Genomic DNA, 24,630 nt, shown 5'->3' on the forward strand with positions numbered 1-24,630 from the left:
TGGCTACGAAGGTTTTGTTAAGGTTTAGTTGGTCAACAAGCTTAGGAGCGATCGAATCGCTACGGTTACGCAGCAACTTTCTGCAAGGTGACTGCGACACGTTCTGGCAAGCAGGCTACCGCAACCGCTCACAATGCCAATGTGATCGACCCTATTCCGTGTGCGATCGTCCCATCATCCAAAGAAACACAATCATTTCGGAGGTTGCTTCACTTTCTTCAGGGATGAGTAATACGATGAAGAGGCGAAAGTTTTCTGTCGTGTTGTTTCTATCGCCGATCGTACCAACTGCCCATGAATCGTCCATCGCCTCAAGATATGTCCAGTGACAGTCTCGCCCGTTACATCGAAGCAACGGACGGCATCACGAAACCCTGGTTGTTGGTACAACTACGACTGAAAAAGCTGCAAGAACGGCGAGACAGCCTCTCCGAGACGGAATACATTCAGGCAGTAGAAGATATTCATCAGGATTTGATGAACCTGGGCGACTGGTGGACGGGTAGAGAAGATGAGGTGTTTGGTTAAACCATGACCAGGCGCAAAAAAGTTGTAACGGTGAAAGAGGCTCCAACTGAAATTAACCTGACTGAGCCTCAGTATTACTTCAACCGCGAAATTAGCTGGTTAGAGTTTAACAATCGAGTATTGCATGAGGCATTTGACCCGCGTACGCCCTTGTTAGAGCGGCTAAAATTCATGGCGATTTTTAGCTCCAACCTGGATGAGTACTTCATGGTACGGGTGGCAGCGCTGAAAGAGCAGGTGGCAGCTAAGGTCACACGGCGATCGGCAGATGGCTGCACTGCCCAAGAACAATTAGAGCTAATTGGTCAGCGCTTGCGTCCCATGGTGGCACAACAGCACCGTCATTTTGAGCAAGCCCTACGCCCTCAGCTTGCAGCAAAAGGGGTGTACCTGCTGGACTACATTGACCTGAACCAGGAACAACGCCGCTACCTGCAAACGTATTTTGATGAGCAAATCTTTCCAGTCTTGACGCCGCTGGCGATCGATCCAGGGCATCCGTTTCCCTACATTTCCAACCTTAGTCTCAATCTAGCTGTTGTCATTAAAGATCCTGCTAACGGTGAGGAACTGTTTGCCAGAGTTAAAGTCCCCAGAATTCTGCCGCGTTTCTTGCCGCTGCCAGAAGACCTGCGGTTACAGCAAAAAGATGTGCCTGCTGTATGGACAGCCGTACCGTTAGAACAGGTGATCGCTCACAACCTGGAGAGCCTGTTTCCTGGTCTGACTATCCTGGAGTACTACCCATTTCGGATTACTCGCGATGGTGATCTGGAAGTAGCAGAGGATGAAGCAGATGATTTGCTGCTGGCGATCGAGCAAGAACTACGGAAACGCCGCTTTGGTGGCACGATCGTTCGGCTAGAAGTCCATGCCTCAATGCCTGAAGTAGTACGCGAGATGCTGCGTCAGGAGATGGATCTGGGCGAGAACGATGTATATGAAGTTGAAGGCTTGCTCTGCCTCAGCGATCTGTTTGCGCTCACTGGCTTACCATTGCCAGAGTTGAAAGATCCTGTCTGGCGATCGGCGCTCCCCCCTCGCTTACGGCGCACTATCGAAGGCAGCAGCTCCTTAGAAATAGAAGACGACTTTTTTGCCATCATCCGCAAACAAGATCTGATGCTGCATCATCCCTATGAGTCGTTTTCCAATACGGTGCAGCGGTTTCTCACTCAGGCAGCACACGATCCAGACGTGCTGGCGATTAAGACAACACTCTATCGCACCTCTGGCGATTCACCGATCGTCGATGCACTCATTACCGCCGCCGAAAATGGCAAACAGGTATCGGTGTTAGTAGAACTCAAAGCCCGCTTCGACGAAGAAAACAACATTAATTGGGCGCGTAAACTTGAAAACGTCGGTGTTCACGTCGTCTATGGTTTGGTTGGGCTGAAGACTCATACCAAAGTGATGCTAGTTGTCCGGCGCGAAGAGGGGCGCATCCGCCGCTATGTCCACATTGGCACCGGAAACTACAATCCCAAAACGGCTCGCCTTTACACTGATATTGGGCTGTTGAGCTGCCGTGATGAGTTAGGAGCAGATTTGACTGAGCTGTTTAACTATCTGACGGGCTACTCGCGGCAGCAGACCTACCGCAAACTGCTGGTAGCTCCAGTTAATCTGCGCGATCGTATGCTCGCCCTCATTCACCGTGAAAGCGAACACGCCCGAAACGGACTCCATGCCCGCATTGTTGCCAAAATGAATGCGCTGGTTGATCCTAGGATGATTGTTGCCCTGTACGAAGCCTCTCAGGCAGGTGTAAAGGTTGACCTGATTGTGCGTGGAATGTGCTGTTTGCGCCCGCAGCTACCAGGCATCAGCGAAAATATCCGCGTTGTTAGCATTGTTGGTCGCTTTTTAGAACACTCCCGTATCCTCTACTTTCATAACCACGGCAACGAAGAAGTCTTCATCGGCAGTGCTGATTGGATGACGCGCAACCTGGATCGCCGTGTCGAAGCCGTGGTGCCGATTGATGATCCAGCGATCGCCAAAGACCTGCAAGAAATCCTCGGTATCCTCCTTGCCGATAACCGACAAGCCTGGGACTTGCAAGCCGATGGGCATTACATTCAGCGTCGTCCCGCTGTCGGCGTTATTGAACAAAGCTCTCAGCGTACGCTCATGGAAATGGCGCGTCAGCAGTAAGGACTAGGGGCTAGGCGAGAGATAAATAGCGATCAAAGCTCAAAGCGTTTGCGACCGCTAAGGCAACAGTACCTGAAAAAGTTGTCTTCTTTCAGCACAAAATGCGGCAGCAAGGACTTAAGCCCTGTAGGGTCAAACTGGCTGTGATCTTCTAGCCGTCAAATCAAAATTGACAGACTCCTAGTAGGATGGATCAACAGAAGCAGAACGCTGCAATTTACTAATTCCCATTCCCATGAGCCAGCATCCAGACAGTATTGCTCCCCACGGTGGGCAACTGATTAATCGCATCGCTAATCCGCAACAGAGGGCAGAGTTTCTCGACAAAGCTGACTTTTTGCCTAGAGTGAAACTAGATGCGCGAGCGGTTTCCGATCTGGAGATGATTGCGATCGGTGGCTTTAGTCCCCTTACAGGCTTTATGCACGAAGCCGATTACAACGGGGTTGTCAATGATATGCACCTGGCAAACGGGTTGCCCTGGTCGATTCCCATCACCCTACCCGTATCAGAAGATGTAGCTGCTCCACTGAAAGAAGGCAGCCTGATCCGCCTGGACAACCCTTACGATGGCTTTGTAGGCGTTCTGCATCTCACCCAAAAATACCGCTACGACAAGCGTCATGAGGCATTGCTCGTCTATCGCACGAATGAAGAGAAGCATCCAGGTGTTTCGGTTGTATATCGGCAAGGACCTGTTAACTTAGCGGGTGAAATTTGGCTATTAGAGCGCAACCCTCACACGTTGTTTCCCACTTATCAAATTGATCCCCTAGAGTCACGATCGCTCTTTCACGGTAAAGGCTGGAAAACGATCGTAGGGTTTCAAACGCGCAACCCCATCCACCGCGCCCACGAGTACATCATCAAATGTGCGCTCGAAACGGTTGATGGGCTCTTTCTCCATCCTCTCGTAGGCGCAACAAAAGAAGATGATATTCCTGCTGACGTACGAATGCGCTGCTACGAGATCATGCTAGAGCACTACTTTCCTAGAGAGCGCGTCATCCTGGCAATCAATCCTGCTGCTATGCGCTACGCCGGACCTCGTGAAGCAATCTTTCACGCCCTCGTACGCAAGAACTATGGCTGCACTCATTTTATTGTTGGGCGCGATCATGCTGGTGTGGGCGATTACTACGGCACTTACGATGCGCAACACATCTTCGACGAATTTGAACCAGCAGAACTGGGGATTGCCCCAATGAAGTTTGAACATGCTTTCTACTGCCTGCGAACCGAATCAATGGCAACCACAAAAACCAGCCCCAGTACCCGCGAAGAGCGCGTGCATCTATCTGGTACGAAAGTGCGAGAGTTGCTGCGTCGGGGTGAACTGCCGCCACCTGAATTCTCCCGTCCACAAGTTGCTGCTGAGTTAGCAAGAGCAATGCAGTTGCCGGAGCTTTCGTATGAGATTTAGTGAGGGCGTGAAGGTAAAGGTGTAAAGGAGTGAGAGGGTGACATGACAAAGCGTACGATCGGGCTGCTGTTTGGCGGTTGCTCTGGAGAACATGAAGTGTCGATCGCCTCCGCACGAGCGATCGCCCAAGCCCTTAGCGCTGGTAGCAATGCCGCCGCCTATACGCTCCTACCCTTTTACATTCAGAAAAACGGGCAGTGGTGCGACAGCGCGATCGCGCAACAGGTACTTACCTCTGGTCAGCCTCTTTCATCCGATCTTGCCTCTAGCGATCCCGTCGATCGTTGGCACTTGCCTCCAACTGCTGGTGGCGTAGATGTTTGGTTTCCCGTGCTACACGGTCCGAACGGCGAAGATGGCACTGTACAAGGGCTGTTAACACTGATGCAGACCCCCTTCGTTGGCTCTGGCATCTTGGGGTCAGCGATCGGCATGGACAAGCTCGCCATGAAGACGATGTTTGCTCAAGCTGGCTTGCCTCAAGTTAACTACATGGCAGTTAGTCGCTCTCAGGTCTGGTCAAATCCCTGCATCTATCCCAAACTGTGCGACGACATTGAAGCCCAGCTTGCCTATCCTTGCTTTGTCAAACCCGCTAATCTCGGCTCTTCCGTTGGCATCTCTAAAGCCCGAAGTCGTGCCGAACTCGAAGCGGCTCTAGATAGTGCTGCTAGCTATGATCGCCGCCTCATTGTCGAAGCAGGCGTAGTCGCACGAGAGGTCGAGTGTGCTGTACTGGGCAACGAGCAACCGCAAGCCTCGATCGTTGGCGAAATTACTTACCAGAGCGATTTCTACGACTACGAAACGAAATATACCGAAGGTAAAGCCGACCTCATTATTCCTGCTGCCTTGCCAGAAGCTGTCACTGCTCAAATTCAGACCATGGCAATTCAAGCCTTTACTGCCATTGATGCCGCTGGTCTTGCACGGGTAGACTTCTTTTACATCGAAGCAACCGGAGATGTTTTCATCAACGAAATCAACACAATGCCAGGGTTTACAGTTACTAGTATGTATCCTCGGCTTTGGGGAGCCAGCGGCATCACCTTCCCGGAATTGGTCGATCGCCTGGTGCAGTTAGCACTCGATCGCAATGGTTAAGAGGTAGAAGGCAAAAGGCATCAAACAAGAGCCTTAGGGGAATCAGTAGTTGAAACGCCCTCAAGACTTTCATCCCTCATCCCTCCACACCGCCACCACTGACTGGAGGAATCAACACCACTTCATCGCCATCATTCATCAGTGTATCTGGCTCAACAAACTGAAGATTGACTCCAAAACGGGTCAAGTCACGCCACTGAGCAAGCTGTGGGTATTGAGCAATAAGGCGATCGCGCACAACCATCACGGCTACACCCTGCTCAACTTCCAACTGCATTTCTGAAACACCACAGGCTTCCTGGTATGCCGCAAACAGCTTGACTGTAACCGTGATTGTAGCGGTTGACATAAAAGTAGTTCAGCCTCGTAGAACAGTAACAGGGGCTAAGGCAATAGCAAAAGCAGGCTGTAGAAATCCTTGCGTAATTTGCAATTAAAGGCAAGATACAATCTATGCCGAAAGATAGATTTGCAACTTTTCTCTCTACTGAATGTAGCTTTAATCAGCTTAAACCCTAAAGAATTAGCAATTTCTTATAAAGACAAAAATATAGTATTCAATCATTATCCAGTTTATCGCTTATCTAGATCCCCTACGTTGCGTTCAGACAACCTAGTCATACCAACGCTCCCCCATCGCTTGTGTTAGTTAACACTACAAGAAAGTGAAGAGAGAGCTTAACATTGCGCTGTGTCAAGTGATGTTTCTGTAAAGCAGCGCAGGTGTAGCAGCACAGCTTGTTTGACTCATTCTATATTTAGTGTGTTACGGACTAATTTGAAACGCTTTTCGCTTTACCAACACACATATTCTCAAATGAAATTGTCTTGCAGTGCGCTGGTGTACTTCACGAACGATCGTACTTACACAATCGAAACTCCTGATGATGATGCTTAAAGATTCTATCCAGAGCAGCCTACGTTTCTCGATCGCTGATTGCTAAACCGCTTAACCCTGTTAGCCTCCTTTTCCAAGCAGCAACGACAAACGATCGCCTTTCAGCCAAGAATCTAGTTGAGTGTTGAGAGCCTTAAGTAGACGACCTGTTTTTAAAAAGTTGACGACTCCATCAATTACGGCTGAAGAAAATGACTGAAAAATCTTTAGGATCTATTCTTCTGAAAAAGCGCTTGACGAATCGAGGTCAACTTGATCGAGCACTGCAGAAGCAACGTCAGCAATCTAGAGCAGCTGGATGGCAGCGTCTTGGACAAACTCTGATCGAGGATCGGGCAATTAACATACAAGCGCCGGAAGACACGCTGGCTGAGCAAATACAGCTCAATAAAAGCAACTGCCTACAGCCAGCCAGCCAGCGCAGCAAAATTAATATCCTTAACCTTGCCATCGACAACTTATCGATGCTTGAGCTTCTGGAGCAACTGCATAGCGGTGTGGTTCTCACCCCTAACGTTGACCATTTAATGAAGCTACAGACAGACTCAGACTTTCTTAAAATCTACGCACTTGCTGACTACAAGGTTTGCGATAGTCAGGTTTTGATGTACGCTTCGCGCTTTTTGGGCACTCCGTTTAAGGAGAAAGTATCTGGCTCTGACTTTTTCCCCAGGTTCTGTGACTTCCATAAAGACAACGATGCCATTACTGTCTTCTTGCTCGGCGGTGCTGAGGGAGTTGCCGCAAAAGCTGGAAGTAAAATTAACAGCAAAATCAATCGAGACATTGTGATTGGTACACATTCTCCCTCCTTTGGGTTCGAGAAGGACGAACAGGAGTGCCTGGAAATCGTTGAGATGATTAACCAATCTGGAGCAACCGTGCTTGCAGTAGGTGTTGGCGCGCCGAAGCAAGAGAAATGGATTTACAAGTACAAGCACAAACTTCACCATGTCAAGATCTTCCTGGCAGTTGGTGCCACGATCGACTTTGAAGCAGGTGTCACCAAGCGTGCCCCCAAGTGGATGAGCCAGATGGGCATAGAGTGGTTGTTTAGGATTTATTGCGACCCGCAGCGCCTCTGGAAGCGCTACCTGATTGAAGATCTACCGTTCTTCTGGTTGCTGCTGCAACAAAAGCTTGGGATCTATCCCCAACCGAGCGTTGAAAGCGTAGGCAGAATGGACACCCCAGTAAATGTTAAGGTCACTAGCAACTGCCTGCTTCTAAAAAGGCGTGTTACAACCAAAGCCTAAATAGCAGCAAAACTTCACTGACTTTTTCGCTACAAACCAACCCTTGTTCGTTCAGAGTGATAGAATTGCAGCCAAGCTAGGGGTGCCTGTGAATGCAGGCTGAGATAGTCCCTTAGAACCTGAGACTGGGTAATACCAGCGGAGGGAAGCTGTTTATCTGAGGAATCGAATATGCGGACAGAGTGGATCGCTAAACGACGCGGACAAAGCAATGTGTCCCAAATGCACTACGCTCGTCAAGGGCTGGTTACAGAGGAAATGCAGTATGTAGCGCAGCGGGAAAAGCTTCCAGTAGCCCTTATTCAAGCAGAAGTGGCACGGGGTCGCATGATCATCCCTGCCAACATTAACCATCCAAATCTAGAGCCAATGGCGATCGGCATTGCCTCTAAGTGCAAGGTCAACGCAAACATTGGTGCGTCACCGAACTCCTCCAACTTACAGGAAGAGGTCGATAAACTGCACTTAGCAGTGAAGTATGGCGCTGATACGTTGATGGATTTATCTACAGGCGGTGGGGATCTAGATAAGATCCGTACTGCAATCATTGAGGCATCAACGATTCCGATCGGCACTGTGCCAATCTACCAGGCTCTAGAAAGTGTGCATGGGACGATCGAAAAACTCACCCCTGACGACTTTCTGCACATTATTGAGAAGCACGCACAGCAAGGCGTCGATTACATGACGATCCATGCGGGGATCTTAATCGAGCATTTACCACTGGTGCGCGATCGACTAACTGGCATTGTGTCGCGTGGTGGTGGCATTATTGCACGCTGGATGTTGCACCATCATCAGCAAAACCCGCTCTACACCCACTTTCAGGACATTATCGAGATCTTCAAGCGGTACGATGTCTCGTTTAGCTTAGGTGATTCGCTGCGACCTGGTTGCGCCCATGATGCTTCGGATGCCGCGCAATTAGCCGAACTCAAAACGCTAGGACAACTAACCCGTAAAGCCTGGGAGCATGACGTACAGGTGATGGTCGAGGGTCCTGGGCACGTACCGATGGATCAAATTGAATTCAACGTGCGGAAACAAATGGAGGAATGCTCAGAAGCGCCCTTCTATGTCCTGGGTCCACTAGTGACGGACATTGCACCAGGTTATGACCACATTACATCGGCGATCGGTGCAGCGATGGCAGGCTGGTATGGTACAGCTATGCTGTGCTATGTCACCCCTAAAGAGCATCTTGGGTTGCCCAATGCCGAAGATGTGCGGAATGGCTTGATTGCCTACAAGATTGCGGCTCATGCTGCCGACATTGCACGGCATCGACCAGGGGCACGTGATCGCGATGATGAACTGTCTAAAGCCCGCTATAACTTTGACTGGAATCGCCAGTTTGAGCTATCGCTCGACCCTGAGCGTGCTAAGGAGTACCACGACGAAACGCTGCCAGCAGACATTTACAAAACTGCGGAGTTCTGCTCTATGTGCGGTCCAAAGTTCTGCCCAATGCAGACTAAAGTCGATGCCGAAGCGTTAACAGAACTGGAGAAATTTTTGGCAAAGGAACCCGTAGCAAATGTTCAGTAGCAACTAACAGCTAAACGGTAACTCCTAAACCCAGTCCAGGGATTCCTCAAACCTCAAATAGCCCTAAGCCAAAAAGCAGGCTATGAGAGTATCGCAACAAAAAGCAGAGGCAGCACGAACAGTTGCACCTCTGCTTTTTAAGTTTCTGCAAAAACATGACTAAACTCAGCCGAAAAGCGTCTATTCTACTCAGCTGATACAGCATTGACGTCGACCGTTTTTGTCTCTGATTTATACCCTGGCACAGCCGCATCTGCTGTTTGTACCGTTTCCTCAGCTTTGCGCCCTTTTACTTTTAGCCGCTCCAGTGCCCAAGTTGACAGCTCGGCAACCAGGAGGGTAGCAATCAAACCGTCATCAATCCAGCCTACGATCGGAATAAAGTCTGGCGAAATATCGAATGGGCTAATGAGGTAAATCAACGAACCGGCGATGATCCACCACCGATACTTGGGGTTGCGAATAACGTTGCGATACCAGCCTGTGATCGAGTCCTTCATCAGTGTGTCTCCTCTAATTACATTTAAATCTTGGCAGATCGCCTCAAAGAGTTCTGGTGTGGATAACCTCCCCACATGATGGAGAGCGTCAGTACGGTACAACGATAACGGCAGCGAGCGTGCTCAGAATCTACCATTGGATAGTCGTAGAGCACCGTGCAGCTTACTCAAGCAAGAGTGTAGGGGCTAGGGCGTACTAAGGTAAGCAAGAACTGCTATGAGGCGGCTATTCTAACTTGCCTGCTAATACGCTGCTTAGTATCAGCCGCTTATCGGTTAATCCCTCGCCTCACAGACCAGAGTTGCACCCACAACATTTCGTCTAGTTTTGACTGAAGTTTTATCAGTCTGCTTGAATGAGGTACTAAATCCTTAGAATTGAGTAGCCTCAGATTTGCTAATAAGGCGCTTTACTACAAGGTAAAGCGAAGTGCTGAGGTAGAGAACCTATTGGAGGGTAGAACAAGCTGTGAGTGTTGCAGAAATTTTTCAAAAGGGCGGTTCGACAATGCTGCCCTTACTTTTTCTCTCGATTCTGGCACTCAGTGTCATTATTGAGCGGACCTGGTTCTGGACGAGTGTACTGCTTAAGGAACGTGAAATTGTCAATCGTGTACTGGATGCAGCGCGGCGGGACTGGGGTGCTGCCAAGGATATTGCGCAACAGGCACGTGAGCAACCGATCGGGCGGTTTCTCTACAATCCACTACAACTTGAAAATGCCGATCCAGAGATGTTTCGACTGGCATTAGAGACGACAGCAGACGAGGAACTGTCGTCAATGCGTCGGGGCGACAAGGTGCTGGAAGCAGTGATTGCACTGTCTCCTTTATTGGGGCTACTGGGCACGGTGATTGGGCTGATTATTTCGTTAGGGTCAATCCGTCTTGGTGATATCGGCACTGCTTCAACGGCAGGTGTGACAGCAGGGATTGGCGAAGCTCTCATTAGTACAGCCGCCGGACTAATTGTCGCGATTTTGAGTCTGATCTTTTACCGACTGTTTCAAGGTCTCTTGTTTAACCAGGTGAAGATCTTTCGCAAAGCTGGGAATGATTTAGAACTGCTTTACCGCCAGTACTGGATTGATCAGAGGAGTAAGCACCCGTAGAACAGCGTGTTTACATGTGGATTGGGAATGTGATTTCTCTAAGGACTAAACATGAAAATTAACCTTGATACGCCAGCAGAGGAAGTCCAGATTCAAATTATTCCGTTGATTGACGTCATCTTCTGCATTCTGACGTTTTTTATTTTGGCGGCGCTCCAGCTCACTCGTCAGCAAGGCATCAACATCGATCTACCCACTGCTACAACGGGCACGCCACAGATGCGGCAGATGTTAGTGGTAACAGTAAATGCGGCAGGGCAAACGTTTATTGATAAGCAATTGATCGATCGCACACAGCTTTATCAGCAGCTACAGGATTATCGCCAGAAAAACCCAGCTGGACTGTTGGTACTCAATGCGTCCCAGACAGCGTTTTATAACGATGTGGTGCAAATTTTGGATGTGATGCGACAGGTTGGGGGCGATCGGGTCGCACTAGCAACCCAGCCAGCTGAAGCTAATCAGCCTCCTGGCTCAACGCCTGCTCCAACTGCTCCAACAGCTACCCCCAATACTGTTACGCCGACACCTGATCCGTTTAGCATCTTTAGTACACCCACTCCAAATCAAACGCTTGATCCAGGGCAGTATCAGTTCCCGCCTGCGTCTGGACAATCTGGACAACCTTCTGGTAACAGCATTCCTGGTACTCCTGCACCCAGGACGAGTCCCTAAGGAAGCGATCCCTAGCTTTCGGCTGCTAAGGATCTAAAGAGTTAACGTTTAACCGCTAATCTGTTCCTTTGTGTTGAGGTAGGGTTCTTACTCTTGGTACACATCCTTATAGCCTTTCACCATTAATGTTTGAGTATCGGTGAGCTAACAAGTCTTGCCGCCAAACTAGCTGAGAGGTCACGTGTGATGAATAACGACAACCTTAGAAAAACTAATGAGCCTGATGCCAATCTTGATCCGCTGACAGGTCAGACAGGTGCTCATCCAGTTGGCACTGGTGTTGGCGCGGCTGGAGCAGGTGCTGCTGGGGCGGCAATTGGTGGCGCAGTCGGTGGACCAGTTGGTGCTGTGGTCGGCGCAGTCGTTGGCGCAGTCAGCGGCGGGTTAGCAGGTAAAGGTGTAGCTGAACGGGTCAACCCTACAGTCGAAGATGCTTATTGGCGTGAACACTATGCGTCTCGCCCTTACGTTGAACCAGACCACGACTATACTGACTACGAACCTGCTTATCGCACTGGTTATGAAGGTTATTCAAGCCATTCTGATCGTGGCTTGACATATGATCAAGCTGAACCTACTCTGCGCCAAAGTTACGAAGAACGTCATGGCGGCAAAGGCTTGGCATGGGAAAAGGCAAAGCATGCTACTCGTGATGCATGGGATCGAGCAGAACGGGCAATTCCTGGTGACGCAGATCACGATGGCAAATAGAACATCGTTTAACGATCGTAGCTAGCGAGTAACCCTCGCCCATAGCAGATTGCTGTTAAGCAAGAGACTACTAAACCTCAGTGCGTTTAGTAGTCTTTTTGTTGTGCATTAAAAACAGTTTGCCCCACGGCTATTGCCTTTGCAGCTATTTAGAGTAGTTAATCTCGCAAACTGCCCACTTTAAACATCTGAATAGGATTCACAATCGTATCTTTATTAACTACATTAAGAAACGTTTCGACGCGTGGATGCTACTAGACGATCGCTCTGTCTAATCTGGGCTGTTGCCATACTAGCAACCGTGCCTAGATGACAAAAAGCCAATCGTTTTGCTTCTACATTGCGTTGAAACATTACCCAATTGAGTTTGGTGGAGGAGTAACCGATGGCGATCTCTCAAGTTAAGCATCAAGCTTCAAAAGGCTTTAAGCAGCAATTTCGTCCTCGTACAGCAACGTTGGTGCTTTTTGGTACGGTCATGCTGGCAGCGGGAGTTTGCGCTGCCTGGTTTGCCAGAGAAGGTAGCATCGATCGTATCTTTGCTCGACTGAACTGGCTGCAAGAGTCCCCACCGTTGTGGGTGGGTGTGCCGATGCTGGCAATGCATTACCTACTGGCACCAACAGTCATCCTCTTGCTAGTCGCTTTAGTGGTCATGCGGGTGTCTCCAGAACCCCGCCGTTGGTCGCGGACGATCGTAGTCGGCATTTTATTGACGTTGACGTTTCGGTACATTGCATGGCGATCGCTATCAACCCTCAACCTTGCTGATCCGCTCAATGGCGTGTTTAGTCTGGGCTTGTTTCTGTTAGAGATGCTTATGTTGGTTGGTGGCATCATTCAACTTTTTTTGATGCTGCGGATTAAAGACCGTCGACGCGAAGCCGATCGTCACGCTGTTGCTGTTTTAGAAGGACGGTTCACCCCGACGGTAGCGATTTTAGTACCGACCTATAACGAGCCAGTGTTCATCGTGCGGCGCACAATCATGGGTTGTCAGGCGATGGACTATCCTCACAAGCGGATTTATTTGCTAGACGACACGCGGCGACCCGAAATGCAGGCGCTGGCAGCATCACTCGGCTGTGAGTACATTGCGCGACCAAACAACCACTATGCTAAAGCAGGGAATTTAAACTACGCATTGTCAAGCACACCAGAAGGACTGCCTCGGACTCAGGGTGACCTCATTGCCGTATTTGATGCTGACTTTGTACCTACTCGTAACTTTCTCACGCGCACAGTGGGCTTCTTTCAGGATGGACAGGTTGCCCTGGTGCAAACACCGCAGAGTTTCTATAATCCTGACCCGATCGCCCATAATCTTGGGTTAGAAGACATTCTGATACCAGAAGAAGAAGTCTTTTATCGACAAATTCAGCCAATTCGAGATGGGGCTGGGGGCGTGATTTGTGCAGGCACATCGTTTGTAGTGCGGCGCAGCGCCCTTCAAGAAGTTGGGGGCTTTGTCACAAACTCATTGAGTGAAGATTATTTCACAGGCATTCGGCTGGCAGCGCAAGGCTATCAACTACTGTACCTGGATGAAAAACTGAGTGCAGGCTTGGCAGCAGACAATATGGCGGCTCACGCGGCGCAAAGACTCCGCTGGGCACGCGGTACACTCCAGGCATTTTTTATTGAAGCCAATCCCCTGACCATTCCCGGACTCAAACCGCTGCAACGTCTGGCGCATCTGGAAGGTTTGCTGAGTTGGTTTACCAGCATTTCGCGCGTGGGCTATCTAATGGTGCCGCTAGCATTTTCATTTCTGGGCGTGATTCCATTGCGGGCAACGCTGGAGGAGGTGCTGTATTTCTTCTTGCCCTACTATGTGGTGCAGCTCACGCTTTTTTCGTGGCTTAACCACCACTCACGATCAGCATTGCTCTCGGATATCTATTCACTGGTATTAACGTTTCCCCTAGCGATGACGGTGATTCAGGTTATGCTAAGTCCCTTCTCTAAGGGCTTCAACGTGACACCAAAGGGCACTGCGAGCGATCGCTATTCCTTTAACTGGAACCTGGCATTGCCCCTCATCGTACTGTTTGTGATGACCGCTATTAGCCTATGGCGCAATCTTGGTCTGTGTCTGGTAAGTGGCTGGTCAGTCACCGTTGCGCCAGAGCTGAAAGGGTTGGGGCTAGGTTGGCTCTGGAGTGGCTATAACCTGGTGATGATCGGAATCGCGCTGCTGATTTTGTTAGATGTTCCTAAACCTGACCCCAATGACTGGTTTGATTTGCGCCGGACTGTGCGGATGAGCCTGCTGCCGTCGATCGACGAGTATGCAACGACAGAAAGGCAGCCACGTAAGGATATAACCAACATTGCAGCCGGAAACTGGGGAGCATATCCTAGGGCAACCTATGGCGGCGATGCTACAAGTACTCCCATTGCTGCTCACCCGTCTCCCCGTCCCCTCTCTCTTTCTCCTCTCGCCTCTCCCCTTACCCTCTGGGGCGTTACCACAATGATTTCTGAAGGTGGAGCCGAAGTCGCTCTGACGCAAGCAGGCTTCCCGACGTTGAGAGCAGAAGACACGCTGCCGATAACGCTAGAAATTATGGAAGTAGGCTTGACGCTGCAAGGTGTAGCAGTTCGCAGCCGTGTCAAAGATGAGTTTCCGACGGTGCGGGTTGTGTTTGAGCCGATGAATTTGCAACAGCAGCGTTGTTTAGTGGAAATGTTGTACTGCCGTCCGGGGCAGTGGAAGCGACGTAAAACACCTGGAGAGTGGCAATCGTTGCTCCTGCTGTTCAAAATTTTGCTGAAACCACGAGTGTTGTTCGAGCGCACGATCGATGTCCGAGCAATCGAGGTAGCAAAAGGTTAGGACGATCATCGTTACAAAGGGATACAAAACTAATTTCTCTTCTGAAAAGCTCAGTAAAATCTTGGAGCCGTTCCCTCGGATTGTGCAGAAATTGCCGACAACACCGTGATCTCACCTAGATGAATGTAAACAATATGGCAGTAAAATAAGCTCCGTTGTGCAAATCAGGTCAAAGCAAAAATTTCGTGCCATATAATTTCATAACTCTTGACGAATCTGCATCGGTAGATTCGTCGTCTGCTTCAGAAGCATTGCCATTTACGTTACAAGACCTGAGAGCAAGTATTCCGGCTTACTGTTTTGAACCCTCTGTTTGGAGGTCGCTTTCATACTTCTTTTTAGATTTGGGGATCATTGCCACTCTGTATGCGATCGCCCACGTTATCAATGCCTGGTGGTTCTTTCCTTTTTTCTGGCTGGCACAGGGAACCATGTTTTGGGCACTGTTTGTCGTCGGGCATGATTGCGGTCACGGCTCTTTTTCACGCCAAAAGTGGCTGAACAGTCTTATTGGGCACCTCTCGCACACGCCCATTTTGGTGCCGTACCACGGTTGGCGGATCAGTCATCGGACGCATCACCGTAACACAGGTAACCTTGACACCGACGAAAGCTGGTATCCCGTCTCGCAAGCGAAATACGAGCAAATGCCCTGGTACGAAAAGCTGTTTCGCTTTTATTTACCGCTACTTGCTTATCCGATTTATCTGTTTAAGCGCTCGTCCGATCGCCAGGGATCGCACTTTCATCCTGCCAGCGATCTCTTTCGGCCGTCTGAAAAATGGGATGTGCTGACCAGTACGGCACTATGGACGCTCATGCTTGCCTTCTTAGGTGGCTTAACCTATGCGTATGGCTGGCTCTTTCTGGTGCAGTATTATCTCGCGCCTTACATTGTCTTCGTGATCTGGCTGGATTTAGTCACCTTCTTGCATCATACCGAGCAAGAGATTCCCTGGTATCGCGGTGATGATTGGTTTTTCTTGAAGGGCGCGCTTTCGACTATCGATCGCGACTACGGCTTCATCAACGCTATCCATCACGATATCGGTACACATGTGGCGCATCACATTTTTCTGAGTATGCCTCATTACCATCTCAAAGCGGCAACCAAAGCAATCAAGCCTATTCTTGGTTCCTATTACCGCAAGTCAGATGAATCTATCTGGAGCAGCTTTGTGAAGTCTTATCGTACCTGCCGCTTTGTGCCAAATGATGGGTCGCAAGTCTACTATCAAAGCTCGGAACATCAGCAAAACTGAGCCTTAGTGCTTAAGTTTTTTCGCCAGGCGATCGCGTCGTCCTGCTTAAATACGGCGCGATCGTTCCTCTTTAACAGAAACATTCGTTGGATATTGATACGCTTACTTGCGGTTATTACGCTAGGCTTTTCAGGTTGAAAATGATCGCCCCAAAACAAGCAGAAGCCGCCAAACAACAGGCAGCGAGCTTTCCCATCTTGCTGCCAAAGTGAAGCCTTAGGCTCAAATTGTAGAGCAGTTGTTGCCACAGGGCGCATGAGTAATGGCTGTTAAGCGCCGTTGAAACAGGAGATTACCGCGTGCAGATTACCAAACGCAACGTTGAACTGCGGGTAGACGATAGCCTAATGCGAATGTATATTGCCGCGCCCAAGCTAGCAGGGCAGTATCCTGGCATTCTCTTCTACAGCGATATTTACCAATTAGGAGGCGCGATCGCTCGTCTAGTCGATCGCCTTTCAGGTTACGGCTATGTCGTAGCGGCTCCTGAAATTTTTCATCGGCTAGAACCAGTAGGCACGGTCATTGAACCAGATGACTTAGGACGCATGAGAGGTAATGATGCAGCACGGCGCACTGCGATCGCTGACTACGATGCTGATGCTCGTGCTGCGATCGACTGGCTCAAGCAAGACAGCGCTGTACTACCCAAAAAAATTGGCACAATGGGCTTTTGCATTGGTGGTCATCTGGCCCTTCGCGCTGCCTTTCAGTCAGAAGTCAAAGCAGCGGTTTGCTGCTATCCAACAGGCGTCCATAATGGCAAGTTAGGTCAAGGCACTGCCGACACACTTCAGCGCCTGAATGAGATCAGCGGTGATGTACTGCTGGTTTTTGGGACACTGGATACCCATGTACCGGAAGAAGGTCGGCAAGCGATCGACCAGGCACTAGCTCATGCTGGCGTAGCGTACAGGAAACTGTTGTACGAAGCCGAGCACACCTTTATGCGCGATGATGGTTATCGCTATGACTCAGCAGCAGCGGATGCTGCCTGGGCAGAACTTACAGCCTTCTTGGCACAGGTTTTTGGCAAGCAAACCGTTAGCTAAGGTGCTTACTGAATTTTGGCTTCAAACGAGCGACAGAAATCTTGCATACCGGTTTTCATCGCAAAAATGGCGACGGGCGTTGCCAACTTAAGCGGCAGCATGGTGTGTTCAGTCAGGGTTAGGAGAAGGTTGCCTGTTAACCCGTCTTCCAGACTTTCTTTCAGGTCGGCGCGACAAAGAATGTGTCGCCACTGCTTGGCTAACCCTTCGATCCAGCGATCGTTGGTATCCGGTTCCTGACCCACCTGAATTGCCAGCGCGATCGCTGCATCTTCCAGGTCGCCTTCACAGTCCTCAATCTCGTTTAGAGCCGTCAATGCATCGGGATAATCAGCCAGATCAACTCGAAATTGCTCAATCTCTTCTGGTGTCACAGTGATGGGCATAGGTCAGCAAACATTACAGCTTGCGCGATCGTATCACTTTAGAGCCTGACGGTAGCTGCTTTGCAAACGCTGGCGCGGCCGCTATAGCCCAACCAGTTCACGCGATTCTAAACCTGTCAGCTTTTGAGCGATGGTGAGCCGTGTTTCTAGCTTGGCAACGCTGAACTCATTCCGCAAATGTTCCAGACGTGCCAGAGCATTCGCCTTCTCGGTTGAGATACGGTTGAGTGCATCCAACCCACGTTGATACTCCTGATTCACCTGAAGCACTTCAAAGCGGCGAGCCTTGCGCTGGTTATCGTTCTTGAGTGCCGTCTCAAAGGCAACGACCATTTCGGCATTGCCTTCCAGTCGCGCAAGGTGCTGACGCACTTCTGCCATCTGGTACTCAAATTCGTTCACTGCCTGAGCCGCCTGGGCGATCGCGCTGGGATATTGGCTGAGACTAAGTTTCATAGAAGTATCCTCAAAAAGTAAGGCATAACGAAAAGACGATCGATTAGGAGGCTAATAGGTGAAGTGTCGTTGCCGCTAAAATGAAGCAATCACGTCTAACCGCTTGGTCGATCAGCTTTAAATCGGTGAGCGGACTGCCAGCTCAGTGCTGCAATGTCATCAAACTAAGACTCTTCAGGCAACTAACTCCTTCAGTTGAGGCAGCGGCGCACGATTGGGCAATTCAATAGCCGCAGCAACCTGCTTTACTTGCTCAACATCAGCTTTCTCCAACACGCTGACTTCAAGCTTGACTGCAATCAAATAGGACCCAGCTTCCCCTCCTACTGCTTGGGCAACTAAGGCTGCCAGCGCCGGATGCTCTGCCGTAATAGGGTCACGCAGCGTACAACGCTCCCAGTCGTACTTTGCCTTTGGGTCGAGGTTGAGAATGTAGTGCTTCGTCATGAGACAAAACCTTAATGGTATATATGTACTATTTTAGTGAATTTTCACGAGAGTTTCAAGCGTAGTTTTAGGCTGCGATCGCCCCTGTTGAAACACCACTGCGATAGGCAGTTTGACCATCTTGTGCCACATTCAACTCAGCATCCCGACGATCCCAATAGGCTAGGGTGCGGGCAAGATCACTGCGTCCATGCAGTCTGATTTCGTACGGTTGCGGCATCACCTGGCTACGGCGGATTTGAAACTTGATGCCTCTTCTAGCGAGGCTCTGGGCAAACGTCTGCGCTTGCTTAAATTGATCAAAGCCGAGGTAGCAAACGTCAGGAGCCGCTCGGAAGGGCGATCGTACTACCAGCACTCTGGGCGACAAATACTGCCCGACGCGACCTGGCTGAAAGGAGAAAAACTGACCGACTTGCATTGGCAAAATCCTGAGTAGCGTCTAGTAAGCTGCGGCGTCAATCTGTTTACTGTTTGTAGTACAGGCTGCCAGCCTGCGTAAGCACGATGCCCGTCTACAGTGGTTAAGCTTGCGTCACTTCTACTAGTACGATCGTAGTGAAAAAGCACTACTGTTGGGGGCGACGATCGTGGGTGAAAACCGCTGTCTGAACCAGCTAGTCCAGCAGCCTTTGAGCTTGTAGGTGAGGTTTACCGCACTCCAGCGATCGTGTGTCATCGCTTGCTTGATGGCGGTTGTACCCGAACGTTAACCGTGATTACAACACGGCTTTGAACCGTGACCAGTGGAAGGCATCTAGTAAGGGGTCGGATTGTTGATGCAAGATGCGATCGACAAGCAGTTGCGCGGTTGCTGGCGCTAACAGAATGCCGTTGCGGTAGTGCCCCGTTGCCAGCGTTAGATTGCCGTAAGGGCTAGCACCTAGCAGCGGCAACTCATCAGGCGTTGCGGGTCGAAAGCCCCACCAAACCTCTTGTAGCGGCAAGCTGTGTAATGCAGGATAAAGCCGCGTCGCTCGCTCTAGCAGGGCTTGTACGCCTTCAGGCGTGTTCTCTGGTGTAAAGCCCACTGCTTCGCTAGTCGCACCAATCACAATCCGCCCATCTTGACGCGGCACGATATAGATCTCGCTGCCAAACAAAACGCTTTGCAAGGCAAGAGTTGCCCCTGTGGGAACCTGAACCGACAGCATTTGTCCTTTGCGGGGCTGCACAGGAATCGGTAGTAAGTCCTGTGACCAGGCACCTGTCGCTAGTACGTAATGCGCGGCTTGAAAGGTGCCGTTTGCGGTTTGCACACCAAGCACGCGATCGCCTCGTTGCAGAATTTTTTGGACAGTCGTTGATTCTCGCCATGCTACGCCAGCATCGCAAACGGCTGCCCGCAGTGCTTTTGTCAACAACCGATTATCAACCTGAGCATCGTCAGGATACCACCAACCACCAATGACTTCCTGACTTAAACCGGGTTGGTGCTGGTGTATAGTGACGCGATCGAGCCAATGAGCAGGGGGCGGGGGTTGGATAGCAGCCAGGTTTGCTGCTGTAGAGGCACAAACATTGGCGTCTGATTCACTCTCGTACACAGGGGCTAGAATGCCACACGACCAATAGCCAGTCGGTAGTCCGGTAAGTGTTTCCAGCTTCTGCGTCCAGTCTGGGTAGAGCGATCGACTCCGCAGGCAAAGCTCCAACATGGCACCAGGGGGAAGCTTTTCTGCCTGAGGCGCTAACATACCAGCGGCAGCATGACTGGCTGCTTCATTAAAATTGCGGGTTAGTACAGTAACAGTGGCTCCACGCAAGCGTAGTTCAAGGGCGATCGCTAGACCGATCACGCCTCCGCCCACAATCAAAACATCAGACCCTGTATCAGACCGTGCAACCATCTTCTCTCACCTGCTTACCAGCCAGCAGGGATAGCTGGCTGCTGGTTAGGCGGCAGAGGAGTCGTTCCAGTAGCAGTACCCGGTTGGGTTTGGTATCGCGTTGATTGTGACACTGTGCCAGTGCCAGACGACGTGCCAGTGGAATCAGCACTGAAACCTGTGCTGCGAGTATCGGAAGCTGAGCTATTGAGTTGATTAGACGCATTGCGCTGAAACAAGGAGGAGTTGGAGAAGCGCAGCCCTGCCAGCACTGCAAATAGAATCAAAACTGCAACGACTATCCGACTCATAACATTCGCTCCAGCGTTAAGGCTCTATGTTCTGCTTCTGCTCTATGCACCCTACGATCGCTCGCCTGATCGCCTCTCCAAGCCCTGCAACGGTAAGGCATTAGATCGATTGCTCAGGTGTCCAGGCAACGCGATCGTCCTGTCCCCAGAAGCCATCATACTTTGTCACCATCAGATCGCCCAAAACCTTCACCTGGCAAGAAAGACGGCGACCTTTTTCAAGGGTATGGGGCGGCAGCGACAGGCGTGTTTTCTCACCCCACTCAAGGTCTGAAACGACGCCATGTACCTCTACCGCACACGTACCACACGTGCCGAATCCATGACAGTTCACTACTGATGCGGCACCGTTGTAGACATCAATCCCATTGTCGAGCAACACCTGACGTAGGTTTGCACCACTTGCACACGTTATCAGTTTGCCTTCGGCTTTGATCGTTGGCATTTCTCAGTTCTCCAGTGCAGGTGTCACCTTCATTGTGATGCCTTTCTGCTTTGGGCGGGTCTCTCTTGAGGTGAAGCCGCGATCGTTTCCGGTCTTCTCCTCTCTTTTCTCCCTCTCCACCATTTCACAACGCAATTTCAGTCGATCGGTCAAACATTTCCTTAAAATAAATGTTTATCGGTTCAAATCTTCCAGTTGCTTCCCCATGACCTCAGACACCGCGCACCCTCTCTGGATCTACGACACAACGCTACGTGATGGTTCCCAACGAGAAGGTTTGTCGCTTTCTCTGGAAGACAAACTACGCATCGCGCGGCAGCTAGACCGACTGGGCGTACCGTTTATTGAGGGTGGCTGGCCGGGAGCCAATCCCAAGGATGTGCAGTTTTTTTGGCAGCTACAGGAAGAGCCGTTAACGCAAGCAGAACTAGTCGCGTTTTGTTCCACTCGTCGTCCTGGTATGGCAGCAGCAGACGATCCAATGCTGCAACCGATTCTGGCAGCAGGTACGCGCTGGGTGACAATTTTTGGCAAGTCTTGGGATTTGCACGTGACAGAAGGACTAAAGACGACGCTGGACGAAAACCTGGCAATGATTCAGGACACCATTCAGTATCTTCGCGCTAACGGTCGTCGCGTTATTTATGATGCCGAGCATTGGTTTGATGGCTACAAGCAGAATCCAGCGTATGCGCTAGAGACCTTGAGAGTGGCGATCGCCGCTGGTGCCGAATGGCTCGTCTTCTGCGATACCAATGGCGGCACGTTGCCTCATGAAATTGCCCAAATTGTGCAAGAGGTGATCCAGGTATTTGATTCTTCAGCAGAAGTGGAGGCAGACGGCAAACGGCAGACGGCAGACGGAGAGAGCGCAGAAAGAGTAGAGAAGGCTCAACTCCCCACTCCTCAATTTCCACTCCTCACTCCCCACTCCTTCCGTTTTGGCATTCACACCCACAACGACTCGGACACTGCGGTAGCAAATGCGCTGGCAGCTGTCATGCAGGGCGTTCGTATGGTGCAGGGCACAATCAACGGTTACGGCGAACGCTGCGGCAACGCGAACTTGTGTTCCCTCATCCCGAATCTGCAAGCAAAGCTCGGATTTAGCTGCATTGCAGCTGATCAGTTAGAACAACTCACCGAAACGAGCCGTTTTGTGAGCGAGGTCGTCAATCTTGCCCCGGACGACCATGCGCCCTTTGTCGGACTGTCAGCCTTTGCTCATAAAGGCGGCATCCACGTTAGCGCAGTGGAGCGGAACCCCCTCACCTATGAACACATTCGCCCAGAGCAAATAGGCAACCGTCGCCGCATTGTGATTTCTGACCAGGCGGGCTTGAGCAACATTCTGGCAAAAGCGCGTAGCTTTGGCATTGAGTTGAACAAACAAGACCCGACCTGCCGTGAAATTCTTCAGCGCTTAAAAGCTCTGGAGAGTGAGGGATATCAGTTTGAAGCGGCTGAAGCTAGCTTTGAGCTACTGATGCGCGAAGCGCTGGGACAACGCCAAAACGCCTTTGAGGTAAAAGGCTTCCAGGTGCATTACAGCTTGCTATCAGAGACAGATCGCGATCGCGCCACCTCTCTGGCAACTGTCAAGCTAGCCGTAGACGGTAAAGATATCCTTGAAGCCGCCGAAGGCAATGGCCCCGTTTCGGCACTCGATGCGGCTTTGCGAAAAGCCCTGATCAGCTTCTATCCCGAAATTGGCACCTTTTACCTGACTGATTACAAGGTACGCATTCTGGATGGCACGGCTGGAACCTCTGCTAAAACGCGGGTGCTCATTGAGTCCAGCAACGGTCATCAACGTTGGACGACGGTTGGCGTGTCCGGCAATATTTTGGAAGCCTCCTATCTGGCAGTCGTGGAAGGCTTGGAATATGGGTTGCTGTTACAAACCCAGGCAAAAGCAGCCCTGGCAGCCTCAGCAACAGCAAAATAAGTGGCTACTTGTTACCTCTAGTGAGGTTGGAGCCGAACGTAGGGGAAGCAGCGGTCTTCTACGCTCTCAGAGTTAGTCTTTTACTGGCACTGAACAACGATCGACGATCGCGTTACGCTGAACAGTAGCCGACTTCCGTGACACGCCTTGCCATGACTTTGACCGAACAACTGCTGTCTCAGATACCGGGAAACCCGTTGGAAGGACTGAGACACACCGATCGCCTTTGGCAATCTGTGAAGGACGGCACTCAACCCGTTCCAACTGTGATTGAAGAGAGCCTGGACGCGATCGCGGTCGAGTGGGATGTTGTTGTTTGCGGTGGAACGCTGGGCATTTTGCTAGGGGCAGCGTTGGCGCAGCGAGGTTGGCGAGTGGCGCTGCTGGAACGTGGCTTCCTGCGAGGACGCGACCAGGAATGGAACATTTCACGTCACGAGCTGCAAGTGTTTGTCGAACTGGCACTACTGACTGAAGCAGAGTTGCAGCAGGCGATTGCCACTGAGTACAATCCCGCCCGGATTGCGTTTCTCAACAGTCCTGATGTTTGGGTGCAAGATGTGCTGAACATTGGGGTTGATCCGGTGTCTCTGCTGGAACTGTTGAAACAAAAGTTTCTGACCTACGGTGGGCAGTTGTTTGAGCAAACACCATTTGAAAGCGCGATCGTTCATCCCAATGGTGTCACCGTTAACGCAGGACAACAGTCATTCAAAACGCGCCTGGTGCTGGATGCAATGGGACACTTTTCGCCGATCGTGCAACAAGCGCGGCATGGTAAAAAACCGGATGCAGTTTGTTTGGTGGTGGGCACCTGCGCGGACGGCTTTCCCGAAAATAGCACGGGTGATTTGATGGCGACTTTTACACCCATGCAGCAACAGTGCCAATACTTCTGGGAGGCGTTTCCTGCCAGAGATGGGCGCACCACTTACCTGTTTACCTATTTAGACGCGCATCCCGATCGCCCCAGTCTAGAAGCGCTGTTTGATGACTATTTCCGCCTGATGCCTGGCTATCAAACGGTGTCGCTAGAGCAACTCCAGTTCAAACGGGCGCTGTTTGGCTTCTTTCCCTGCTATCGCCAAAGCCCGCTTAAACCACGGTGGCAACGCATTTTACCGATCGGTGATAGCAGTGGCAGTCAATCGCCCCTCAGTTTTGGCGGCTTCGGGGCAATGGTGCGCCATTTAGCACGGTTGACGGGAGGCATTCATGAAGCGTTACAGAGTGATCAGCTGAGTCGTCATGCGTTAGCACGCTTGCAGCCCTATCAACCCAACCTGTCTGTCACCTGGCTTTTTCAACGATCGATGAGCGTCGGCATGAACCAGACGATCGAGCCGAACCAGATCAACGACTTGCTGACGAGCGTGTTTCAAACCATGAACATGCTGGGCGACCCAGTACTGAAGCCGTTCCTGCAAGACGTAGTACAATTTCCTGCCTTACTGCAAACCCTGGCTCAAACAGCGCTTGCCCATCCTCGCTTGATTCTGAAAATCATCCCCCATGTAGGGCTACCGACCTTGATTGCCTGGCTGTTTCACTTCACTAGTCTTGCTGTTTACGCTGCTCTTTATCCCTTAGGGCGATCGATATTACCCCAGATCAAACTACTCCCGCCTACTCAACAGTACGATTACCATCGTTGGCTAGAGGCACTGGAGTACGGTTCAGGCGGAGACTATAGATGAGGGCTAAAGGATGAAGGCTAAATGGGTTTAAGTTTGAATTTATT

At 50.7% G+C, this 24,630-nt stretch carries 25 protein-coding genes and 1 riboswitch; of the genes, 14 read left to right on the top strand and 11 right to left on the bottom strand.

What is annotated here, in order from left to right:
- Positions 1–151: 151 nt before the first annotated feature.
- Positions 152–307, bottom strand: a complete 156-nt coding sequence (locus H6F76_RS28985; RefSeq protein ID WP_190513579.1) for a hypothetical protein — start codon at positions 305–307, stop codon at positions 152–154.
- An 11-nt stretch (positions 308–318) separates the two neighbouring features.
- Here H6F76_RS28985 and H6F76_RS28990 point away from each other — a divergent pair, with 11 nt between their 5' ends.
- From H6F76_RS28990 to H6F76_RS29005, 4 genes are all read left to right on the top strand, one after another.
- Positions 319–528: a hypothetical protein gene (locus H6F76_RS28990; RefSeq protein ID WP_190451675.1), complete on the top strand. Its 210-nt coding sequence runs from the start codon at positions 319–321 to the stop codon at positions 526–528.
- A gap of 3 nt (positions 529–531) precedes the next feature.
- On the top strand, positions 532–2,688 hold the full coding sequence (gene ppk1 / locus H6F76_RS28995; RefSeq protein ID WP_190513581.1) for a polyphosphate kinase 1: 2,157 nt from the start codon (positions 532–534) through the stop codon (positions 2,686–2,688).
- Positions 2,689–2,923: 235 nt separating this feature from the next.
- On the top strand, positions 2,924–4,111 hold the full coding sequence (gene sat, locus H6F76_RS29000; RefSeq protein WP_190513583.1) for a sulfate adenylyltransferase: 1,188 nt from the start codon (positions 2,924–2,926) through the stop codon (positions 4,109–4,111).
- Positions 4,112–4,153: 42 nt separating this feature from the next.
- The gene (locus H6F76_RS29005) at positions 4,154–5,215 is read left to right on the top strand and encodes a D-alanine--D-alanine ligase family protein (RefSeq protein WP_190513585.1); all 1,062 of its coding nucleotides are present in this window, start codon (positions 4,154–4,156) and stop codon (positions 5,213–5,215) included.
- 76 nt (positions 5,216–5,291) lie between these two features.
- Here the strand turns inward: H6F76_RS29005 and H6F76_RS29010 are convergent, their stop codons facing one another.
- Positions 5,292–5,564 carry a MoaD/ThiS family protein gene (locus tag H6F76_RS29010; protein ID WP_190451285.1) on the bottom strand — a complete coding sequence of 91 codons (273 nt, stop codon included), beginning with the start codon at positions 5,562–5,564 and terminating at the stop codon, positions 5,292–5,294.
- Between the two features lie 1,013 nt (positions 5,565–6,577).
- On the opposite strand from H6F76_RS29010, the gene H6F76_RS29015 reads away from it, so the two are divergent.
- Positions 6,578–7,369, top strand: a complete 792-nt coding sequence (locus H6F76_RS29015; RefSeq protein WP_190513698.1) for a WecB/TagA/CpsF family glycosyltransferase — start codon at positions 6,578–6,580, stop codon at positions 7,367–7,369.
- Between the two features lie 68 nt (positions 7,370–7,437).
- A riboswitch (TPP riboswitch) is annotated at positions 7,438–7,533 on the top strand.
- A 7-nt stretch (positions 7,534–7,540) separates the two neighbouring features.
- A complete protein-coding gene (thiC, locus tag H6F76_RS29020; RefSeq protein ID WP_190451288.1) occupies positions 7,541–8,917 on the top strand; it encodes a phosphomethylpyrimidine synthase in 1,377 nt (458 codons plus the stop codon).
- A 185-nt stretch (positions 8,918–9,102) separates the two neighbouring features.
- Here thiC and H6F76_RS29025 read toward each other — a convergent pair whose 3' ends face one another.
- Positions 9,103–9,417 (bottom strand): YkvA family protein, encoded by a 315-nt coding sequence (locus H6F76_RS29025; RefSeq protein WP_190513588.1) that lies wholly within the window; start codon positions 9,415–9,417, stop codon positions 9,103–9,105.
- 469 nt (positions 9,418–9,886) lie between these two features.
- On the opposite strand from H6F76_RS29025, the gene H6F76_RS29030 reads away from it, so the two are divergent.
- The 6 genes from H6F76_RS29030 (at position 9,887) to H6F76_RS29055 (ending at position 17,067) form a co-directional block, all read left to right on the top strand.
- Positions 9,887–10,528, top strand: a complete 642-nt coding sequence (locus tag H6F76_RS29030; RefSeq protein ID WP_190513590.1) for a MotA/TolQ/ExbB proton channel family protein — start codon at positions 9,887–9,889, stop codon at positions 10,526–10,528.
- Positions 10,529–10,579: 51 nt separating this feature from the next.
- Positions 10,580–11,203 carry a biopolymer transporter ExbD gene (locus H6F76_RS29035; RefSeq protein ID WP_190513592.1) on the top strand — a complete coding sequence of 208 codons (624 nt, stop codon included), beginning with the start codon at positions 10,580–10,582 and terminating at the stop codon, positions 11,201–11,203.
- A 186-nt stretch (positions 11,204–11,389) separates the two neighbouring features.
- Positions 11,390–11,914 (top strand): hypothetical protein, encoded by a 525-nt coding sequence (locus H6F76_RS29040; protein WP_190451297.1) that lies wholly within the window; start codon positions 11,390–11,392, stop codon positions 11,912–11,914.
- 385 nt (positions 11,915–12,299) lie between these two features.
- Positions 12,300–14,753, top strand: coding sequence for a cellulose synthase catalytic subunit (locus tag H6F76_RS29045; protein ID WP_190513593.1), 2,454 nt, complete (start codon positions 12,300–12,302; stop codon positions 14,751–14,753).
- Between the two features lie 185 nt (positions 14,754–14,938).
- A complete protein-coding gene (locus tag H6F76_RS29050) occupies positions 14,939–16,015 on the top strand; it encodes a fatty acid desaturase (RefSeq protein WP_190451299.1) in 1,077 nt (358 codons plus the stop codon).
- Between the two features lie 266 nt (positions 16,016–16,281).
- Positions 16,282–17,067, top strand: coding sequence for a dienelactone hydrolase family protein (locus H6F76_RS29055; protein WP_190513700.1), 786 nt, complete (start codon positions 16,282–16,284; stop codon positions 17,065–17,067).
- 5 nt (positions 17,068–17,072) lie between these two features.
- Here the strand turns inward: H6F76_RS29055 and H6F76_RS29060 are convergent, their stop codons facing one another.
- The 8 genes from H6F76_RS29060 to H6F76_RS29090 all read right to left on the bottom strand — a co-directional run bounded on the left by H6F76_RS29060 (position 17,073) and on the right by H6F76_RS29090 (position 20,941).
- Positions 17,073–17,453, bottom strand: coding sequence for a hypothetical protein (locus tag H6F76_RS29060; protein WP_190451303.1), 381 nt, complete (start codon positions 17,451–17,453; stop codon positions 17,073–17,075).
- Positions 17,454–17,534: 81 nt separating this feature from the next.
- Entirely contained in the window at positions 17,535–17,909 is a 375-nt protein-coding gene (locus H6F76_RS29065; RefSeq protein ID WP_190451305.1) for a hypothetical protein, read from the bottom strand.
- A 174-nt stretch (positions 17,910–18,083) separates the two neighbouring features.
- Positions 18,084–18,356 (bottom strand): hypothetical protein, encoded by a 273-nt coding sequence (locus H6F76_RS29070; protein ID WP_190451307.1) that lies wholly within the window; start codon positions 18,354–18,356, stop codon positions 18,084–18,086.
- Positions 18,357–18,423: 67 nt separating this feature from the next.
- Entirely contained in the window at positions 18,424–18,777 is a 354-nt protein-coding gene (locus H6F76_RS29075) for a hypothetical protein (protein ID WP_190513596.1), read from the bottom strand.
- A 123-nt stretch (positions 18,778–18,900) separates the two neighbouring features.
- The gene (locus H6F76_RS31245) at positions 18,901–19,035 is read right to left on the bottom strand and encodes a hypothetical protein (RefSeq protein WP_277881296.1); all 135 of its coding nucleotides are present in this window, start codon (positions 19,033–19,035) and stop codon (positions 18,901–18,903) included.
- 40 nt (positions 19,036–19,075) lie between these two features.
- The gene (thiO, locus tag H6F76_RS29080) at positions 19,076–20,206 is read right to left on the bottom strand and encodes a glycine oxidase ThiO (RefSeq protein ID WP_190513598.1); all 1,131 of its coding nucleotides are present in this window, start codon (positions 20,204–20,206) and stop codon (positions 19,076–19,078) included.
- Positions 20,207–20,220: 14 nt separating this feature from the next.
- Positions 20,221–20,496: a hypothetical protein gene (locus tag H6F76_RS29085; protein WP_190451313.1), complete on the bottom strand. Its 276-nt coding sequence runs from the start codon at positions 20,494–20,496 to the stop codon at positions 20,221–20,223.
- A gap of 100 nt (positions 20,497–20,596) precedes the next feature.
- Positions 20,597–20,941, bottom strand: coding sequence for a 2Fe-2S iron-sulfur cluster binding domain-containing protein (locus H6F76_RS29090; RefSeq protein ID WP_190451315.1), 345 nt, complete (start codon positions 20,939–20,941; stop codon positions 20,597–20,599).
- A gap of 205 nt (positions 20,942–21,146) precedes the next feature.
- On the opposite strand from H6F76_RS29090, the gene cimA reads away from it, so the two are divergent.
- Entirely contained in the window at positions 21,147–22,889 is a 1,743-nt protein-coding gene (gene cimA / locus H6F76_RS29095) for a citramalate synthase (protein WP_190513702.1), read from the top strand.
- A 152-nt stretch (positions 22,890–23,041) separates the two neighbouring features.
- Positions 23,042–24,586, top strand: coding sequence for an FAD-binding oxidoreductase (locus tag H6F76_RS29100; protein ID WP_190513600.1), 1,545 nt, complete (start codon positions 23,042–23,044; stop codon positions 24,584–24,586).
- Positions 24,587–24,630: the final 44 nt, after the last annotated feature.

Source organism: Leptolyngbya sp. FACHB-321 (assembly GCF_014695975.1).
Classification (GTDB): domain Bacteria; phylum Cyanobacteriota; class Cyanobacteriia; order Leptolyngbyales; family Leptolyngbyaceae; genus Stenomitos.

Excerpts from the sequence above, each read along its gene's own strand:
- H6F76_RS28985 (WP_190513579.1), bottom strand. The coding sequence starts at position 307 with ATGGACGATTCATGGGCAGTTGGTACGATCGGCGATAGAAACAACACG.
- H6F76_RS28990 (WP_190451675.1), top strand. The coding sequence starts at position 319 with ATGTCCAGTGACAGTCTCGCCCGTTACATCGAAGCAACGGACGGCATC.
- ppk1 (WP_190513581.1), top strand. The coding sequence starts at position 532 with ATGACCAGGCGCAAAAAAGTTGTAACGGTGAAAGAGGCTCCAACTGAA.
- sat (WP_190513583.1), top strand. The coding sequence starts at position 2,924 with ATGAGCCAGCATCCAGACAGTATTGCTCCCCACGGTGGGCAACTGATT.
- H6F76_RS29005 (WP_190513585.1), top strand. The coding sequence starts at position 4,154 with ATGACAAAGCGTACGATCGGGCTGCTGTTTGGCGGTTGCTCTGGAGAA.
- H6F76_RS29010 (WP_190451285.1), bottom strand. The coding sequence starts at position 5,564 with ATGTCAACCGCTACAATCACGGTTACAGTCAAGCTGTTTGCGGCATAC.
- H6F76_RS29015 (WP_190513698.1), top strand. The coding sequence starts at position 6,578 with ATGCTTGAGCTTCTGGAGCAACTGCATAGCGGTGTGGTTCTCACCCCT.
- thiC (WP_190451288.1), top strand. The coding sequence starts at position 7,541 with ATGCGGACAGAGTGGATCGCTAAACGACGCGGACAAAGCAATGTGTCC.
- H6F76_RS29025 (WP_190513588.1), bottom strand. The coding sequence starts at position 9,417 with ATGAAGGACTCGATCACAGGCTGGTATCGCAACGTTATTCGCAACCCC.
- H6F76_RS29035 (WP_190513592.1), top strand. The coding sequence starts at position 10,580 with ATGAAAATTAACCTTGATACGCCAGCAGAGGAAGTCCAGATTCAAATT.
- H6F76_RS29040 (WP_190451297.1), top strand. The coding sequence starts at position 11,390 with ATGAATAACGACAACCTTAGAAAAACTAATGAGCCTGATGCCAATCTT.
- H6F76_RS29045 (WP_190513593.1), top strand. The coding sequence starts at position 12,300 with ATGGCGATCTCTCAAGTTAAGCATCAAGCTTCAAAAGGCTTTAAGCAG.
- H6F76_RS29060 (WP_190451303.1), bottom strand. The coding sequence starts at position 17,453 with ATGCCCATCACTGTGACACCAGAAGAGATTGAGCAATTTCGAGTTGAT.
- H6F76_RS29065 (WP_190451305.1), bottom strand. The coding sequence starts at position 17,909 with ATGAAACTTAGTCTCAGCCAATATCCCAGCGCGATCGCCCAGGCGGCT.
- H6F76_RS29070 (WP_190451307.1), bottom strand. The coding sequence starts at position 18,356 with ATGACGAAGCACTACATTCTCAACCTCGACCCAAAGGCAAAGTACGAC.
- H6F76_RS29075 (WP_190513596.1), bottom strand. The coding sequence starts at position 18,777 with ATGCAAGTCGGTCAGTTTTTCTCCTTTCAGCCAGGTCGCGTCGGGCAG.
- H6F76_RS31245 (WP_277881296.1), bottom strand. The coding sequence starts at position 19,035 with ATGACACACGATCGCTGGAGTGCGGTAAACCTCACCTACAAGCTCAAA.
- thiO (WP_190513598.1), bottom strand. The coding sequence starts at position 20,206 with ATGGTTGCACGGTCTGATACAGGGTCTGATGTTTTGATTGTGGGCGGA.
- H6F76_RS29085 (WP_190451313.1), bottom strand. The coding sequence starts at position 20,496 with ATGAGTCGGATAGTCGTTGCAGTTTTGATTCTATTTGCAGTGCTGGCA.
- H6F76_RS29090 (WP_190451315.1), bottom strand. The coding sequence starts at position 20,941 with ATGCCAACGATCAAAGCCGAAGGCAAACTGATAACGTGTGCAAGTGGT.
- cimA (WP_190513702.1), top strand. The coding sequence starts at position 21,147 with ATGACCTCAGACACCGCGCACCCTCTCTGGATCTACGACACAACGCTA.
- H6F76_RS29100 (WP_190513600.1), top strand. The coding sequence starts at position 23,042 with ATGACTTTGACCGAACAACTGCTGTCTCAGATACCGGGAAACCCGTTG.